Source organism: Psychromonas aquimarina ATCC BAA-1526 (assembly GCF_000428725.1).
In the GTDB taxonomy this organism is placed as follows: domain Bacteria; phylum Pseudomonadota; class Gammaproteobacteria; order Enterobacterales; family Psychromonadaceae; genus Psychromonas; species Psychromonas aquimarina.
Window position 1 is genome coordinate 1 of the sequence record NZ_AUAM01000057.1, and the last position, 17,186, is coordinate 17,186.

Annotated in this window: 20 protein-coding genes and 2 pseudogenes; all 22 read right to left on the bottom strand. The window is 39.1% G+C overall.

Annotated elements, in window-relative coordinates:
* Positions 1 to 3,227 (bottom strand): conjugal transfer protein TraG N-terminal domain-containing protein (locus tag G337_RS26470; protein ID WP_037027797.1); only part of this gene is annotated, 3,227 nt, incomplete at its 3' end.
* Positions 3,228 to 3,239: 12 nt separating this feature from the next.
* A complete protein-coding gene (locus G337_RS29235; RefSeq protein WP_245597673.1) occupies positions 3,240 to 3,476 on the bottom strand; it encodes a hypothetical protein in 237 nt (78 codons plus the stop codon).
* Between the two features lie 45 nt (positions 3,477 to 3,521).
* Positions 3,522 to 3,833, bottom strand: a pseudogene (locus tag G337_RS29580) (hypothetical protein); the annotation flags it as partial.
* A complete protein-coding gene (locus tag G337_RS0116930) occupies positions 3,770 to 4,606 on the bottom strand; it encodes a conjugal transfer protein TraH (protein ID WP_028864958.1) in 837 nt (278 codons plus the stop codon). The pseudogene G337_RS29580 and the gene G337_RS0116930, both read right to left, overlap by 64 nt.
* Complete coding sequence (gene traF / locus G337_RS26475) at positions 4,593 to 5,678, bottom strand: conjugal transfer protein TraF (protein WP_051303326.1); 1,086 nt, start codon at positions 5,676 to 5,678, stop codon at positions 4,593 to 4,595. Before traF ends, G337_RS0116930 begins: the two co-directional genes overlap by 14 nt.
* Entirely contained in the window at positions 5,653 to 5,949 is a 297-nt protein-coding gene (locus G337_RS0116940) for a hypothetical protein (protein ID WP_157619357.1), read from the bottom strand. Before G337_RS0116940 ends, traF begins: the two co-directional genes overlap by 26 nt.
* Positions 5,950 to 6,245: 296 nt before the next feature.
* Entirely contained in the window at positions 6,246 to 7,379 is a 1,134-nt protein-coding gene (locus G337_RS0116945) for a toprim domain-containing protein (protein WP_028864960.1), read from the bottom strand.
* A gap of 17 nt (positions 7,380 to 7,396) precedes the next feature.
* A complete protein-coding gene (locus G337_RS0116950; RefSeq protein ID WP_028864961.1) occupies positions 7,397 to 7,609 on the bottom strand; it encodes a hypothetical protein in 213 nt (70 codons plus the stop codon).
* Positions 7,606 to 7,932: a hypothetical protein gene (locus G337_RS0116955; protein ID WP_028864962.1), complete on the bottom strand. Its 327-nt coding sequence runs from the start codon at positions 7,930 to 7,932 to the stop codon at positions 7,606 to 7,608. Before G337_RS0116955 ends, G337_RS0116950 begins: the two co-directional genes overlap by 4 nt.
* 126 nt (positions 7,933 to 8,058) lie before the next feature.
* Positions 8,059 to 8,484: a hypothetical protein gene (locus G337_RS0116960; RefSeq protein ID WP_028864963.1), complete on the bottom strand. Its 426-nt coding sequence runs from the start codon at positions 8,482 to 8,484 to the stop codon at positions 8,059 to 8,061.
* An 83-nt stretch (positions 8,485 to 8,567) separates the two neighbouring features.
* The gene (locus tag G337_RS0116965; protein WP_028864964.1) at positions 8,568 to 10,157 is read right to left on the bottom strand and encodes a vWA domain-containing protein; all 1,590 of its coding nucleotides are present in this window, start codon (positions 10,155 to 10,157) and stop codon (positions 8,568 to 8,570) included.
* 82 nt (positions 10,158 to 10,239) lie between these two features.
* Positions 10,240 to 10,596 (bottom strand): hypothetical protein, encoded by a 357-nt coding sequence (locus tag G337_RS0116970; RefSeq protein WP_028864965.1) that lies wholly within the window; start codon positions 10,594 to 10,596, stop codon positions 10,240 to 10,242.
* A gap of 96 nt (positions 10,597 to 10,692) precedes the next feature.
* Positions 10,693 to 11,676, bottom strand: coding sequence for a DUF3150 domain-containing protein (locus tag G337_RS0116975; protein ID WP_028864966.1), 984 nt, complete (start codon positions 11,674 to 11,676; stop codon positions 10,693 to 10,695).
* Positions 11,677 to 11,804: 128 nt separating this feature from the next.
* The gene (locus G337_RS0116980; protein WP_028864967.1) at positions 11,805 to 12,770 is read right to left on the bottom strand and encodes an AAA family ATPase; all 966 of its coding nucleotides are present in this window, start codon (positions 12,768 to 12,770) and stop codon (positions 11,805 to 11,807) included.
* Between the two features lie 109 nt (positions 12,771 to 12,879).
* The gene (locus G337_RS0116985; RefSeq protein ID WP_084605443.1) at positions 12,880 to 13,398 is read right to left on the bottom strand and encodes a JAB domain-containing protein; all 519 of its coding nucleotides are present in this window, start codon (positions 13,396 to 13,398) and stop codon (positions 12,880 to 12,882) included.
* 80 nt (positions 13,399 to 13,478) lie between these two features.
* Positions 13,479 to 13,685: a hypothetical protein gene (locus G337_RS0116990; RefSeq protein ID WP_169719636.1), complete on the bottom strand. Its 207-nt coding sequence runs from the start codon at positions 13,683 to 13,685 to the stop codon at positions 13,479 to 13,481.
* A gap of 36 nt (positions 13,686 to 13,721) precedes the next feature.
* Positions 13,722 to 14,864: a lambda-exonuclease family protein gene (locus G337_RS0116995; protein ID WP_028864970.1), complete on the bottom strand. Its 1,143-nt coding sequence runs from the start codon at positions 14,862 to 14,864 to the stop codon at positions 13,722 to 13,724.
* An 83-nt stretch (positions 14,865 to 14,947) separates the two neighbouring features.
* Positions 14,948 to 15,118: a hypothetical protein gene (locus tag G337_RS28690; RefSeq protein ID WP_157619359.1), complete on the bottom strand. Its 171-nt coding sequence runs from the start codon at positions 15,116 to 15,118 to the stop codon at positions 14,948 to 14,950.
* A gap of 11 nt (positions 15,119 to 15,129) precedes the next feature.
* Positions 15,130 to 15,333, bottom strand: a complete 204-nt coding sequence (locus G337_RS0117005; protein ID WP_028864971.1) for a hypothetical protein — start codon at positions 15,331 to 15,333, stop codon at positions 15,130 to 15,132.
* A gap of 84 nt (positions 15,334 to 15,417) precedes the next feature.
* A complete protein-coding gene (locus G337_RS0117010; RefSeq protein WP_028864972.1) occupies positions 15,418 to 15,609 on the bottom strand; it encodes a hypothetical protein in 192 nt (63 codons plus the stop codon).
* Between the two features lie 407 nt (positions 15,610 to 16,016).
* A pseudogene (gene bet, locus G337_RS28265) lies at positions 16,017 to 16,658 on the bottom strand (phage recombination protein Bet); the annotation flags it as partial.
* A 76-nt stretch (positions 16,659 to 16,734) separates the two neighbouring features.
* On the bottom strand, positions 16,735 to 17,034 hold the full coding sequence (locus G337_RS0117020) for a hypothetical protein (protein WP_028864973.1): 300 nt from the start codon (positions 17,032 to 17,034) through the stop codon (positions 16,735 to 16,737).
* Between the last annotated feature and the right edge of the window lie 152 nt (positions 17,035 to 17,186).

The window sequence follows — 17,186 nt, forward strand, 5'->3', positions numbered from 1 at the left end:
TCCGGCTCGTTTTGAGCGGTGTTTGCCTGTTCATTTAGCTGTGGTGATTCGGCAGAAAGTACATGATTATCACTGCTTTCAGGTACGCCTTGAGAACCAGATGTTTGTACCTGAGTATTCTCGCCAGTTTTAGGTGTATTGGACTGCGATGCCTCACTTGATTGCACTGAAAGGTTGTCATTTTCAGGAATTTTATTGGAATCAAAAGTTTGAACTTGCGGGTTTTTAACTTCATAGATAGCATCATCATAAAACTTGGCTATATCAGCTTTTGTTGGTTCTACGTCTGAGCGTCTATTATGATCTGCAATATCCTGATCAACTTTGCTCTGAATTTCCTGTGGATTTTGTGCTATCGTTGAAGCTCCCTCAGAGTTTAATTCAAGCCCTACTGAACTATAAGCATCACTAGCTTCTAATAATTGCTCTTGTGCGCTCTTTGATTCTGGTGATGGGCTATCACCTATACTGTGTGATAATTTATTAACCGCATCTGATGGATGCAATACAGCATTTAATAATTCTCTACCTACATTACCAGTAGATTCTGCTATAGGATCTAATCCATCTTTTGCATGGTCTAACGCCGCGCCAGCAAACTTGAATCCATCCTTGATAGTTTCTCCTGTCACTTGAGCCATGCGTTCTTCTTTGTTTGCATTAATATCGCTATTAGCAATAGTTTGTTTACCATCTTGAATTTTTTCTTGTGTATCTTTATATGGATTGTTACCTGCCTCGTTTATTTGTTTGTTAGAGTTATAACCTGTTCGTAGATTATCACTGTTTAGCGCATCATCTTTGTTGATTGTATTTTCAACATTATCATTTACTGCTGTTAACTGAGCGTTTTCAGCTTCACCTTTATTTTCAAAATTTACACCAGTGCTATTTGTAGGAGTATCATAGCCACCACCAACAACGTCAGCTAAAGCTAAATCGTTACCGTTTTGTCGTGTGACTTCGGAAAAGGCCATTAACTCAGCAAGTCCTCCCCCCCTAACGTCTGAGTCTGCATTGTTACGGGTTAAATCATCGACCCTTTGATGGTATTGCTGTTGCTGTTCTTCAGGCAAAGCCGCTACTGCCCTTTCTACGTTATCCATAACACGACTATCGTTTGCTAATTGTTGATAATTAGCAAGCTGGTCGGATTGGCTCATGCTATCAATTCTTTGTAATTGCTGTGCTGCTTCGTAATTATCGCTTGTTGATTGTAATTCTTGGTAGGCTTGTGATCTAACAGCGCTTTGCGTGTCAGCAAAAGAGTTACCTGTTCTGAATTGCTCTCCTGTTTGATGGTCTTGTTGCTTTGCTTGCTCAAACTTAGCTGCTAATTCTTCTCCTTTTTTCCCCGTAGTCAGCTCTTTATACGCTTTATTTACTTCCGAACTTGCACTACTTCCGTTGACTGATGCAATATCACCCTTTGCGCCTAATGAAGTACCTAGACCTAACATAGCACGTAGTTGTGAAGTCTCAGCCTCACCAAAATTATTTGCTTTAGCGTAACTATTAGCTTGTTCATTTATTAATTTTGCTTGCTCAGAAGTACCGCTTGATATTGTATTACCGACACTCGCTAATTCATTGTTTGAAAAATCCTTTGAAGCAACTGCTTGTTGTGAATTTGACAATACATCTGAATAATTTTTGCTTGCGGTTGCCTGCTGAGTTTGAGCGGATTTTACGCTGTTTGTGGCTTGCTGACTGGTCTGCATTTGAGCCAGTTGAGCTTGATCCCTTTCTGTAATTGATTGACCTCCACGGAAATAATCACCTTGCAGTGAATTGCTCATATCTGTGATTTTTCCACCTTGCCCTGCAAGTTCTGGCGCTGCATCTGTATCTTTTGCTGGAGCCGCCGCACCTTTCATTGCCCCCATTAGTGCAAAACCTGAACCTGTCACTAATGCAATAGCCAGTGCAGGAACAATAGTTGCCGCTACCATGCCACCAAGCCCCATAAGCTCGTTTGCATAGCGTGTTAATTCATACATGTAAGCCTTAGAACCCTCATCCCATCCACGCGCCACTAATGACGATTGAAAGATAACCATTTTGTTCATTATTATGTTTTGAGCTATAACCATAAATATCGGTATTAGTTGCAAAACCGCTAACACTTGCAAATAAAGGAGTAGTGATTTTGCCCCCGATGCACCTGTTAGCGTCATTAGTGCAACAATTGGTGCTGCTGATATGATTAGCGATTCCATCAGTGTTAAAAACACATCTACGATTTGCACCCACAGTTCACCCTGCAAAGCCCAGGCATAATTTCTTTGGGTAATAGAGCTACTGTAATTCTCTGCTAAATCACTTGCACCAGAATCAACAAGGTAATTTACTGTTCCAATTTCATGTGGCCTTGCTAAATAAAGTGTTTGTATTAGATTTCGGCTTTTACTCGCATCTGCCTGGATTGCTTGAAGTGCGTCTGTGACTCTATCTTGAGTGTTTTCCCCTGCTCTTGCACCTACATCATCATTGTTTATGTTAATCATATCGTCCCAAGGTGCGCCATTAAATGCGCCTACAATCTTGTTGTATGCGTCTGCACAAGATGCCTCTATCGGTTGACCTGCTTCGTCATAATATGTTGTACCCCATGAAGCTGAGTTGAAGCCGATAGCTGTCATTAAATCCATTTCATTTTGTTCGGTATATTGATTATCTCGTTCAGCAAGAACACTGCTACAGTCCGTAATGTACGTGGCGAGGCTTTTGCATAATGAAATTCCAGCACCCGTCATAGCATCATTGCCTTGGCATTCTGATGCATAAGTTGCTTTTCGTAGGTTTGCGATCACTTTTAACGGACTTAGATAACCGGAGTCAGTGATCCTTTGTATGCCTGTATTACCAAAAGCAGTTTCAACCTTGCGGGTGATATTGTATCCAAGCATTGTTATCAGTGATTGCGGTACAGCTATGGCAACGGGGATGTTATCAATCTGTGTCACTGTTCCATCATAACGATTTTCAACTGACACTTTGGTTAGTGTTTGAAAGCCAAGGCCAAATATAATTACCGCTGCTAATAACTTGGCGTAAGGAAGCTCCTTAGCTCCCTCGCCAAGATTCGCAATACTATGGCCTACAACTGCGAACAAACACACTGCTACAGCGGCTGCTTTAAATGTGCCATCTTGGAAAAATGCAGCTATCGCATTAAAGACAAGATTTAGAATAGATACATCACCAAAAGAGAATATTTCCCACATAATCCACCCCTATTATTTGCCTACTTTACGTTTTGCTTTTAAGCCATCTGTAATTGCATTTAATTCTTCAATTATTGCCTGAACATCAGCTTGGTTATCAAGCTTGTTGTATTCCTCTAAGTAAGCTTTTTTGCTTGCCAAAATAACGCTTATTGCTTCTTTCTTGTTTGAGTTTTTACTCGCAATGATTGTCATATACACCTGATTGATGTAATCCATAACCGTTGTATAACTCATTTCTAATGCCATTCTTGATGCGCAAATATCCGCCACATATTCAGCAATTCCAACCTCCCCAAGTGATGATGCTTGCCTTAACTTACGTAAGCAAAGTTGGCCTACAACTGTAGTTAGCCCAAGAAACTTTTTAGCATCAGCGCTCCACTCTGCATCATCTTGTAATGCTTTTATTAAACCGTTACTGCCTTTTAATATTTCATTAACTCGTGTAAACGTGCCTTTTACACCTGAAATTGCTTTTGTCGGAGTTATTGACAGCTTTAAGCAACCATCGGCTGTGTAGTCATTGCATTCATATACTTTTAAATCATCAATTGAGAAAGGGATATTTTTTGGCCTACGTAAGTCGTTATACTGGGAGAAGATTCGCTATCTGTACTTTGATCTGCCACAACAACTGTACCGACCATTGACTGAAACACTTCAAGCAACGAATTGTCACCGCCATAAGTGGTTTTTACATTGTTTTCAATTAACGCCCTCCAGGTTATATTTCCCGTGATTTCTGAAGCGTATTTAGCAGGATTAGTTTCTTTTTGTTTTTTACTGTTGCTTTTACCATCGGTGCTAGGCCAGTTCCATGCTTCTTGGAAGTCTTCAGCAATCCCCCTGTTAGTGTTATTGTTAGCTGCCTTTGTTTCTGCTTTTGCGGTTGTTGAAAAATCTACCCCTGCATCTACAATTCCTTGCGCAGCGGTACAACTATCCATATTCATTTTGTTAATGGCCTGTGCGGTTTTTTCTAATGAGGTCATTATCTGTTCACATGAATTACAGGCACTAGCGATGGCAAGTTTTACACCGTAGCCTAACGCATTTGCCCCAATTGCTTGAAAAGTCTCAATGAACTGGTCTTTGTTAATATAAGAGAAGCTACCGCCAAAAATATCAATTCCACCGCAGCCAGCTGAAAATGACGGAGCCTGGGCGCTTACTAAGTTTATGCGTTTAATATCGTTTCTTATATACAACTGACCACCGTTGGCAATACCTCTCCTTGCGGTGTTGTAAGCCTTAGCATTAGTGACGTTGGACATAGAATTAAATGTGCGTTCCATTTCATTATTGAAGGAACCTGCTTTTGTGCTTGTCGCAATGATGAACATAGATATTGCGATTACTAATTTATTCTTCATCATAAGAGAATTCCTTTTCAGTAGTTTTTTGAAACTTTAGAGATTCAGTTACTAATTTTTTAAATTCTTCAGGCGCATTACTTGGCGCGGCTATTTGTGTTCCAATTTCACCATCAATGTTTTGATATAACCCTGTAGGGCGCATTTTTTGAATTTCATCATCACTAATTAGGCCGACTCTGTGAGCGGAATACATAATGCGTTTTTCTAGTTGACTCAGTGACTGTAACCCTTGTGCGATTAGCTCAACTTTTTGACTTTCAGGTTCGTATAAATACATTGCGGGAACTTTGGCTACTCCAAGCTGTTGAGCTTGATTTGTGTTAACTAAGAAATTTTCCCATGGTGAATCAGGTAGTGCCTTGCCATCCAGCGAAACGGGTTGAATAGAAAAACCGTATTGAGTTTCTAATAGCTTTATCAATGGCATCTGTCGTTTGCAGTACGGGCAATCACTGCGATAGAAAAAGAAGACACCTGATTTTTCACCTAATTTTTTTAATGAAGCTTGCTTGTTATTCGAGGCATCTATATTCATATCTTTCATGCCGAAATTGGCAGTCGCTCTATTTGCTGTCGCATCTAAGAACGGCTCCGCATAAACAGCTGCTTGCCTTGCGTAACCGAATTTCATGGCTCGTTCACGCATAAACTTTTCGAGGTACAAATAAGTACGCATTGCTTCTTTATCGTGCGGGTTTTCGATGGCTCTATCACGGTACTTAGGAAAATTTTTACGAAACCATGCTTGCGATAAAGATTGATCTTCAGGTTTAACTTGAGGCTTTGGGGAGGTTTTTTGTTTAGGTATTACTGTAGGTTGTTCGGCTTTTTTAGGCTCTTTGTATTTTTTTACTTTTTCACCATTTTCATTTATTTCATACCAAAACCAACCTCGTTCACTATCCAAATAAAACTCATTTAGTCCAGGCGCGGTATCTTGGTTTGTTGGTGGTTCGATTCCAGCAAAAATGAACGATGAGAAAAGAAACAATAATATAACTGTTATATGTGCTTTCATCATTTTTTTGGCGAGGATACCTCTTGCTTTATCTTGAGGAGGAATCGCTTGCACTCTCCATTTGTTGTATTAATGTTGTGGTACGTGCTGTTAGTCGCACCGTGTTTTTCTTGATGTTTGCACTAGCGTGGATTTTTTCTCCAAGAATTGTCTCGAGTGCAAAATAACCACTACTACGCTTGCCTTTTACAAAGCCAGTGCCTTGCGGTGTTTTAATCAATTCGTGCTTTTTCAGCCCAAACAACTTGCCAACAGGAATGCGTTTTTCGGATCTAATACCTTTGGTTTGCTGGTAGTCACCGCTTGCCACATGGCGCTTGTGCAAAACCTTTGCCGCGGGGCATACAATCTCACCATCTTCACAACAAATTGCTACAGCATCGTTATGGTGTGTTTTTGGCAGAGCCCAAATAACCTCGCGCTTAAACTTAGCTTTTACAAGCCCGCTCCTTTAGGGGCAGCGTAATTGACGTTGAAATCCCAAACGTTACGATAGTTAGTTAGATTTTACCGTAGCTAGTTAAAACTCCAAAAACTGCACCACTCAAAACAAGCCCTTTCCACCGATACTATCGGTGGTAGGGCGCATTTTTAGCTTTTTATTAGAGAGTAAGTCTCTATTTAAGCAGCAAGCATTTCGTGAAATTCGTATGCACCATAAATGGCTAAAACATCATTCCAATCAATACTTTTAGCATCATCTTTCAACTTATGATTAGGAAGAAAAATATTAACTTTTACATTAATCTCTTTCATTCGCTCCGAAAGTTTTAATGCAGCAAGATAACCTGCTTTGTTTCTATCTAAATCAGCCCATACATTTAATTCATCTACGCCATCAGGAGGGTTAAAACACCCTAATAGTGTGGAACTAACGCAAGGCCAAACAGGTTTTCCAATAGCAACGTGTACTGCTAGACCAGTTTCAATACCCTCGCTCAAATCTAAACAATTTGAACTAGGAGCTTCCAATTGAATAGCTCCACCTGATATTGACTTGTTTTCACAAGCCGCCATAAGTTTTTTGCATGGTATTGGCTTACCGTTATGGTTCAAGGCTAACTTTTCACCTTTTTCATTTAAGTAAGTAATATGTAATGAAGCTGGTGAACCATTGTCATAGCGAACCAAGTTCACAATTGCGAAATACTTGCCAATCAAAGTACATTTTTTAACAAGCTTACCGTCAATTATCTCTTTATATTTATGCCAATATTCCATGCTTGGGTGAAACCGCATGGTCTTTTTAAGCGCATTATTGTAATAATCATTACTAATGAAAATTGAGCGTTTAGCAAAATATTCTCGCGCAATTCTGGCGTTAGTGTGATTTATTGGGTAGCTTTCATTCCAAAGCTTTCTAAGCTTCAGTCTGCGATTTAAAAGTGTTTTTGCATCGCATTCTTTAGGCTTAGGTATAACCATTTGTTTACGTGGCAACACACGGCTTTCAGCTTTCCAATCTTCAATGTTTAGAAATACTGCTATCTCATTCATTGTTTCTGAAAAACTCCAACCACACGCCCACATTAATAGGCTAAAACCGTCAGGAAATGCGCCATGCGTATTGCTAATGCCGCCACCTGTTTCATTTGCATCTTTGAACAACCTAAATCCATCTGAACCACCACTAACAGGGCAAGGCACATGATCTGGAATGTTCTTTATTGCGTCATTAAATTGTGGAAACAAAGCATCTAAAATGGAAAGCCATTTACCGAATGCCGCTTTTCTCACTACATCTGACTTATTCATAATTTGCTCCTTAACGTTCAACTTTCAAGCATTCTTGAGGTTGAATATAAAATGGTCGCAACTACTATTCCGATCATTTGTGAAGATAGAAAATCTCCTACAAGCGACAAAAAACCTTTTGTATTACCCACAACTGGCGGTAAATCACCGACTATGAAGTAATGAACAAAAGGCAAAAAAGCAGATACGATAGCTAAAATTAAACAGACTCGATTAAGTTGAATATTCATAATTTGATTACTCCTGTAGCTTTAAGATCACGAACAAAAGACCGAATCGCCTTTATATCCATGCCTAAATCAACACAGCAGTTCTCAGCAGAAAATGGATTATCTAATTGATCATCTGCATCAATCATTAGCCATTCCCAGGCTTCAACTTTCATTGCTCTGGATCTGCGGTTGTCTCTAAGTTCCTCAAACGCAAGCAATAACATGCCGTGTTTGAGTTCTTGAACATCCGTAGCTGACCAATTGAGTTGTTCCGTTTCGGTATGTCCGTTGTTCACATAAATGTGGGTAACGGGATTTGAGGTTTGAGTGTATGTATTCATGGTTTTCTCCGTTGGGTTGTTGAGGCTTTTCAAAACCCCTACAACGAGGCTTTGAAAAGCCCCAACACGGAAAAATCGAGTACAAACACTTTTCTTGAATTCAGCCTCTTGCGAGGCTGTTATTAATCATACGTGGAACAAACGCCCTAAAAGCCGCCTAAGTTCCTCTATGTCGTAACCTGAGCATTCAGCGCAAACTTGTGCTGAAAATGGGGCTATGACATCACTAAACAACCAATTCCATGCTTCTTCCCGCATGGCTGTTGATTTTCTTAAATCACGAATCTCCTGTACCGCTGTTAACAGCATTCCGTACCGAAGTTCCGAAATATCGTTATCACTCCAAACTACCTTTTCCTCAACTACAAGTACCTTTTTCTCAACTGGTACTAGAGGTATCAATAATTCAAGCTGCATTCCTTGCTGCGTATCCAAAGTGTTTCTTTTACGATAGCGCCGCTTAGAATTCTTTTTATCACTCCAACTTAAAATTTCCTCAGCTGATACTTGAGGTCTGAATAATTCGAGCTGTATTCCTTGTTGCGTATCCATAGTGCTTACCTCAAATAAAAGCGCAGCACTGTCCCATAAGGGCAAGTGTTGCGCCCTTGTGGGTGGATGTTCTAAATGAACGGTTAGTTAATGATGTGTTTTTTAGCTACATCGAATAACTTCTTTTTTAATTCTGAAACATCATTTATGCAGATAAATTCGTCAAAATAAGTCTGCATACGTTCTGTTACTGAACCAATACCAATACCAATACCAACAACTGAGATTTGGTTACTTGCCTGTTTAAGCAAATTTTCAAATTCAATGCGTTGTGTTCTTGCAGGTAAACCGTCAGTAATAAAAAAAATTACTTTGTTGGTTTTTCTGCTGTTCATAACTTTGGTAATTGAGTGAATTAGTGCGTTGTATGATGGTGTGTATCCATCTGCATCGACACTCGCCAAACGGGGAAATAAATTATTTATTTTCTCGTTTTCACTTAATAGCTCAATACTGTCACAGCAATGATTAGTAGCTGGAAAGCAGGATGCTGTAACATTCACACCACTGATACCATTTAATGCTATTGCTATAGCTCCTAATGCTGTTGTGGCTTGAGTCATTCTTGTTCTCATAGAACCCGATTTATCAAGTACAATCTCAACAATAGAATCAACCTTTTTGATGACTTTTTTCGTTTTAAAAATACGATTATCACCAATGCCTCCACGATACAAAACCCGATTATTTAGATTTAGACCTGATGTTGATGTTTTTGCTCTAACCGTTTTTTCGGCTTGAACTAAACTTCGCAATCTAGCTGCAAGTTGATTACTTGAACTCTTAGATGATGCGTGAAGCTCATGCCCTGGTTCAATGTGACAGTCCGTTGTTTCACACCGTATAAGGCGTGATACGGGTATCTCACGAACACAGGTATTTACTTCCTGTTGCGAAATGAAATCATCAAATACATTCTGCACAGGATTATCGTGTGCAGACGTTTCTAAAATTTCTTTTATTGCTTCAAATGCACCTTGATCAGATTTGTCTTGTTTAGACTTACCGGATTCACCTTGATCAGACGTATCGGATTCATTTGCTTGTGTTTTTTCTTCATCTAATATGCTGTTTAAAAATTTATGCACATCTTCTGCAAGTTTTAATGCAGAAAGTGAAGATTTAAGTCCACCTAGCTTTGAATCAATTTCAGTAATTAAGCGACCAACAAACATAACTGACGTTTCTTTAGCCAGCTTATTTTCAGCAATCTTAACTTCAGGAGCTAAAAAGTATTGCCGTCTATGAGTGCATCGAGAGTGAAGTAATATAAAATCAAAGAATATTTCTTTTATATTTTTACCCCTTGCTTCCATGCCTATATGTTTGATTGTTTGGTCTATCCAACCTGCACAACCTTTGTATTGAGCAATTAAGCAATTTTCGATACGAACATCTTCAAAAATATTCCATAAGTTCTGAATAAGAGGATTCGCAACTTGCGTTTCATCAATATCTTTGAAAGATTCATATTTAATGTGCGCTGCTTCGTGAGATAAGTACCCAAGCATTGATTGTTTATGCTTGTCGTTTTTGATCTCAAAGTGGGGCAAATTTATTACTTTGCCATCTGTATATGCACCGCTTCCACGGATTATGACTTTTACATCTAACTTGTCAGCTAAACCAGCCGCAATCAGTGGAATTGCATTCATCAGATTATTTTTACTCATGGACTCACCTCAAAAATAAATTTAAAGAGAGCCACCCAAAGGGATCAGCTCCCTTGTGGGTATGCAACAATAAGTTGCTTTATTAAAGTGCGATTACGTAACCGCTAAATAACGGTTCAATAACAGCGTTGTTGTTTGCTTTGTCTTGTTCAAGACGAAGAAACATTTCTGATTTTTTAGCTTCGCTTTCACTAACAAAAAGTTTTCCATCTGCATTCACTATAAACGCACGTTTAGCTGGTTTAAGCCCAACAGATAAACGCAAATAATCATTTGCTATACAATGCAAGTAACCACTTGCCAATTGAATAGCCGTTTGCTGATCACCGATCTGATTAGCCCAATCGCCAATAACATCAAATGGAGTGATTTCACTATTTAGCAATAGCTGTATTTTACCCATTACTAACATGTGCTTCTTTTCATGTAAGTCATTCATAATCACCTCTAGTTTCCATAAAACCCTGATTAGGGGGTAAAGTAAAATAAAGGGATTCCCCCGCAGGGATTGAATCCCTTGTGGGGTAGTCATAATTTAGAAGTACATATTGCGTGCTTCTGGTTCAGCAGTTGTTGCCGCAGAATTATCGCCAAAGGAATAATCATCTTCACCGAATGCAAGATCATTTTCACTTATCACTTGCTCTGAAGTCTCAGGCTCAATCGTAAGAACTTGCTCCTGTTCGTTCTGAGGCTGTGCGATAATTTGACTCATTAACTCTGCTAAACGAGTTGGTTCACACATGCGGTACAACAAACCCGACAATGTATGTTGATCATTAACACTAAGATTCCCAGCAACGGGAAGCTGTGCTTCAACTCTTTTCATTTCATTGACCAGTGTGTTAAACCGACCGTTAAGGAATGCAAGACCCTCTACTTTTTCACGTAGCTTTATCATGCCCCTTACATTCGTCTGACAAGGTTTTAATGCCCCGTTCAAACTCTCTAACAACAAATTAGCTTCCTTGAGGACATCTTTATCAAGCGTTCCGCTAAGTGCGGAAACTTGCTTAGAGATACCTGTATCACAGCTAATTTCGCTTTCAACAGACTGCATTTTAAACATGCTGAATGTTGCACTGATGCGGTTTTCAACATCGCTTGCATCTGTTAAAGCTTTGGTAAGCACTTCCTTATATTGAGGGTACTTGTTTATCCATTCTTGTTGAGTTCGAGAATGTTTAAGTAAGTATGCAGCTTTTTCTTGTTCAAACTGACCAAGAATATCGTGCAGCTTACTTGCTATGTAATCGGCCTTAGCCGATGGAATTGCGTAACCACCCATAAATTGAATGCCTACTGTTTTACACAAACGTTCTGCTCTGCGTTTTAGGGTGTGAAAAATCTTTAACGCTTTAGGATCGGTCGTGTGCTTCGAGCCTAAAGAGATTACTTCTTTAGGCGGTGTTTCACCGTTAATGCTTAAATCACCATCAGACAAGGTTTTGCGACCTGTCCAAATTGAAAATAAAAGGTTAACGGCTATAACATCTTTCAATACGTTTACGTTACTCATAAGTTGGAACTCCATTTTTTAAGCATAAAAAAAGGCGCACCACTCCCCAACGGGTACGTAATGCGCCCGTTGGCAGTTTTTCTAGTTTTACTTTCTACTCAGTCCGAAGCTTTGGAAAGGCAGTTTTTTTATTTCATTGATTCAGGTTTGAATTCGTCACCAAACAGGGCAATCGCCCAGGCATTAATGGCTTCAACTTCACTCTGATCACTGCAGCGATTTAGTAACGCACGATCAAGCGCGTAACTAATTGCACAATCAGCTCGTTGACATCTTTGGGTTTGTATCGCCCAACGAACCAATGTCCGAGTAGAGAAAGTAACTGACATTTCAACTTCGTCAGTATCACTCTCACCCTTAAACACAGTACGAACCTTATTTGCCAGCTCAACCATGTTTTCACGAATAATAGGAGGAATAGCACTTGCTACTTTTCCTAATATATCCACTTCAACTTCTTTAGCCGCATAATCGACTTTAAGAGTTCTGAAGCGATCCATAAACGCAATGTTCAAAGGTTGCGTTCCAGCATACAAACCACTTGAATCACTGTTCGCATTGTTTGCAGTAGCAAAAATACGAAAGTTTTTATGTGGCTTAATTACCTTTCCATTGAGCTGAGAGATAACCAGGTTGTCACCGTCTAAAATCGCGTTTAAATTCGCTAATTGTTCCGGTGCGACTAGATCCACTTCATCTAATATCAATGAGTGTCCATCGCGCATGGCGATTGTTAAACAACCGTCCATCCAAACTGTTTCTCCTTTAACTAAAGTCCACTGACCGACAAGATCCATAAACTCTGTTGAGCCGCCACAGCTAAATAACTGTGTTGGGTAATTCAACCGAGATAGTACCTGTTGGATAACTGATGTTTTACCGCAACCAGTTGGGCCTTTAAGTAATAATCCTTCGTCAAATGCACAATCAATGAAGTTGATAACATCACGCAGCGTGTCTTTGTGAAATATGTACTCTTCTTTCAAGGTAGGTATTGGTAAAGATTCATCACGTTCAAAACCTTGTACCTGAACACCAGTTCCATCAAAACCGAATACACTCATATCAAATGATTTTTCTTTTAATTCAGACATAGTTGAACTCCTAATATTAAACTTATAGGACGTACAACTACCCCAAGGGCATTGTTTACGCCCCGTTGGGTTATTTCTAAATATTTTTCTATTTCGTTATATCGTTTGCTTAGATGTAACCTCTTTCAGCAAAGGAGATTATTTCATCACCGACAATAAAATGATCTAGAACTCTTAGATCGAGTAACGCAAAAGCTTTCTGTAGCCGTTGGGTGATTATCCGATCAGATTGCGAAGCTGTTGCATCCCCTGACGGGTGGTTATGCGCGAAAATCGCCGCACTTCCGTTATACTTCAGCATTAGCTTTACACATTCTCTTGGATATACCGTTGCAGAATCTATTGTGCCAATAGATACTATTTCTGTGGTTATTAACCGATTTTGTGTATCAAGAATCAACATAGCGAATTTTTCAGATTCGCCTTGTAACATTGCTCTTAATAGCGGCTTAGTTTCTGCCGCACTGGTTAACGCCTCACCTTTTTCTACCAACCGATTTGTATAAATCTGTTGTGCAAGATAAAGCACTTGTTCTTCCCCGATATGGTCAATAACATCTTGCTCAGATGCTTCAATCAAATCAAAAACGCCATTCAATAAAGCGCAAGGTAGTTTCTTATAAATCATAATTCACTCCAAAATGTAGATTTTGAGCGAACTAATCCCCAAGGGCTTAGTGCGCCCCTATGGGTTAAATAAATGCTTTGTTATTGCAGTATTTCTACATGCTCACCAAAGTATTTATTAATTACTTTTACTGCGTTGTCGTAGTCACCTGAACGAATTTCATGCAGAACTTCTTCCTGGTTAACATCGAACTGCTGCGCAAGTTTGGCTGATGTTGCGAACAAAGAAAGCAAGTTGCTTTTATTACCCGTCAAATCAAGTCTGATTTTTGAGGGCGGTAGTAACATTAAATATTTCATTATTAAACGCCTCATTTGTGGAAATCAGAAAAACATATTTTGCGTAGCTTTCTCTTTAAAGAATGCAGCTGCAGGAATAGGTTTAACTAACTCAGTGGAATTTTCACTTTCAACAATCTTTTCAGGCTGCTGTTGTGACTGTGTTTCTGAAACTTCTTTGATTTCATCTTTCACAACCTCGTTAGGCTGTATATTTGAAACAGTGGAAGTGGAAACGCCAACACGATAGTAAGAAGAATCGCTGGCGCGAAAGCTCTCTTGCATATCGGTTAGGTCTGATTGTAATAACCCCGTTTTCTTGGCTAACGCTGCTAAAAAGGCATCGTTATCAAGTTTCCCAGCTCGATTACATTTAGTGGCGCGAATTCCGTCTTTATCAAAGGTTTTTACACCGTCAGGAATTTGCTGAACAAAGTAGTCTTCACACGTTTGAGCTTGCGCTTTAAGTGCTTTAGATTTTTGTTCACACTCATTAATTTGAGTGCTGATAGATTTATAACTTTCAACATTGGTTTCCCATTTGCTGTCAGTTTTGGGTAGTTCGTAAACTACTTTATCTCTACCATCAATCAATTGAGGTGGTGTTTTGGTCTGTACTAAATTCCAAAACTCTAATGCCTTAGCTTCTGCTTTATCTATGAACCCCTGATTACGCTTAATCTTTGCGTTAATCGGACGTTCACCACGCAGGTAAAAGTAAAGAAAGGCGCTTTCAGCACCTGCACAGTTTAATTGCCACTGCACTTGCGCCGCGTACATCTGAAAATTTTCGCTTTTTCCTTTTAATTCGCAAATGTTCATGTAAATTTTCTTACACGGGCATTTTATTTCTAATACTTCTACTAGATCTTTTAACTTAAACAATCCATCCAGTGATGCTTTAAATAAAGAGTTATGATCAGCTTCAACACAAACTGGCATAAATGGCTTGCCTAGTTCGCGCTCAACTGTAGACCGAGCTTCCGGCTCCTGTTCAACACCTCGTTGAACATGCCAATTATTGCTTAAATCGGCAGGTGCTTTTAAACCTACTAATTCCGCCCAGAGTTCATAGGGGGTTTGATATGGTGATAATCCCATAATTACAGGGATCATTGAGGCAGTGATGCCCAATTTACGCCAAGCAAACCACTTATCAGTGCGTTGTACTAAATCGACTATAGCCATAGTGATATTCCTCATAATAGTTATAAGGACGTACAACTACCCCAAGGGCATTTGTAGCGCCCTGTTGGGTTAAGTTTAATAAATTACATATAGAAGCTAATTAAAGCCAAACCAATGCCAATAAGAGAGCCTATAAACAATCTAATGGCTATCACTTTCCGCTCATGGTTTTTCTTTGTAATTTCTAAATCTCTGTAATATGAGCTTGACTCAAACTCAATATAACTAGGTTTTACTGTTTTACGTTTAAACATAACTGTTCCTTTTACCACATATGTTTTTCAACCGTTTTGTGCGAGTAAAACAGCACAATGGCTAAAACTGTTAGTTTCAATTGCATGCCTAGAAACTCGCAAACATAACTAAAAAGTTTACTATCCGCAGGTAACTCACCAAATACAAAGAAAGAAAGTACAGGAAAGATAATTGCAACGATTGATGCTAAAAATAAGAGTTTTGAAGCGTTCATAATAAGATCCTTAATGTAGGTAAAACTCACAAAAAGGATTTATCCCCAAGGGAATGAATCCCCTTGTGGGTTGGTAGGTTTTAATTAGCCATTAGCTAAAATGTAAGCAACACATTTTTCAAATATCACTTTGTCTTCACAACTATCAACCGCAAGTTTTGCTTGTAGTTCATGGCGTTTGGCATGTGACAACAGCATGTAAGCTGCAACCGCATACTTGTAGTCCAGGGTTCTACTTTCAGGCCGGATAGTTGGTTTTGTATTGAAACAATTCATAATCTTAATCCTTAAAGTAATGAAGCTACAAAAAGGATTCACCCTAAAGGGATAAATCCCCTGTGGGCTGATGGATTGTGAATTTAACCTTGACCGCTAATCTGTTGGTCTAAATTTAGGTTAAATGCTTTTAATAATTTACTTTCTGCATATTCCAAGGTTGCCCCTGAATAGCGTTCTTTTAAATTATCTTTCGTGGTATCCCACGAATTATTTTCTTTGGCGAAATTAACTAACTGTTCGATAAACAATGCATCTCTATCGTCAATTTCAATGTCACCCTTCGGTAATTCTGGCTTTACAACTTCTTTGAAAACAGCTTCTTCAACGTTACCGCCAAAATCCGCACTAGCTAAATCCTGCGAGTGTTCGACATTAACCGCTGCTAATTCATCCTCTGTAAATTGAATTGCAGGTTGATTAGTTACTGCCTGGGTTTGATTTTCGATGATGCGTTCCGCTTCATCTTGGTCATATATGCCGACAAAACCAAACGCTAGTCTTGCACATTGGATCAAGCTTTTATGTCGCAAAAAACGTTTTGTATGTGTTTGCCAAGGGCCACTAATGGTGTATGCACCACTTTGACCGTTACCTTCAAAAGCTGGTCGAAATACTTCATCGAGGTATTCAGTTACTTTAATCGGGTGTTTTCTATCTTTACGATAAATCACACATTCAATCCATTCAGGGCATCTTTTTGAGCCTCCATTTTCATATTGCACAAAATTTTCAGCCATATTAAATTCTATGCCATCAAATTTTGAGTTTGTGTTAATAATTCTGCTCCATCCATCGACACCAACAACAGGTATAATCCCCGCTTTCTTGTCAGGAAAGGCATATATTTCTTTTGTAAATGGGTTTAAGCCGTACTGCTCAGCTACGACCAATAGCGCCATCATCTGCTCATTTGTGACTTCAGGCGTATTCTTTTTTTGCTTAAAGGCGGTGGCCTTTAAGGTGGACATCAACTTTTTAGGATCAACTCCGTACTTATGGGCGAATCGTTCAGTTAATGTTTCGGCAGGTGCGACTTGAGCATTCATAATATTTACCTCTATTAGAAAATTAAAGGCAAATACCCCTACGGGATTTTTGCCCGTGGGTAGTTTTAATAAGAAGTTATAAACTTAAAGGGTAGTATTTCTCCCCCATTTCTTTTCGAGCATATGCCGGAATAGAAAAGAGCTTATCAAACTCAATTTTTTGGTTTGTTTCAGAAGTGCTTTCAGCCGAGTTGCTAAAAACAACTGGTGAATGCTTAGGTGCTGGTTTGGTAGACTTAGCCATAAAATAAACAGCTACAGAGCGACCAATAACTTGTGATACTGATGCATATGCTTTTCCAAACAGAAAAACCATTACGCTAATAGCAATAAAGGTTAAGGCTGGTGAATTAGCGATCATATTGATGTTGTTCATAGGTGTATCCTCACTTTCATAATAAAAAAAAGGATACTTTTTCCCTAACGGGAATTAGTATCCCGTAGGGTGTGGTCATAATTAAAAACGTAATGTGCGGTGCTGTACGTTCCGAAAAAAGCTAACCAAAGCTAAATTCTACTCAGGATTCT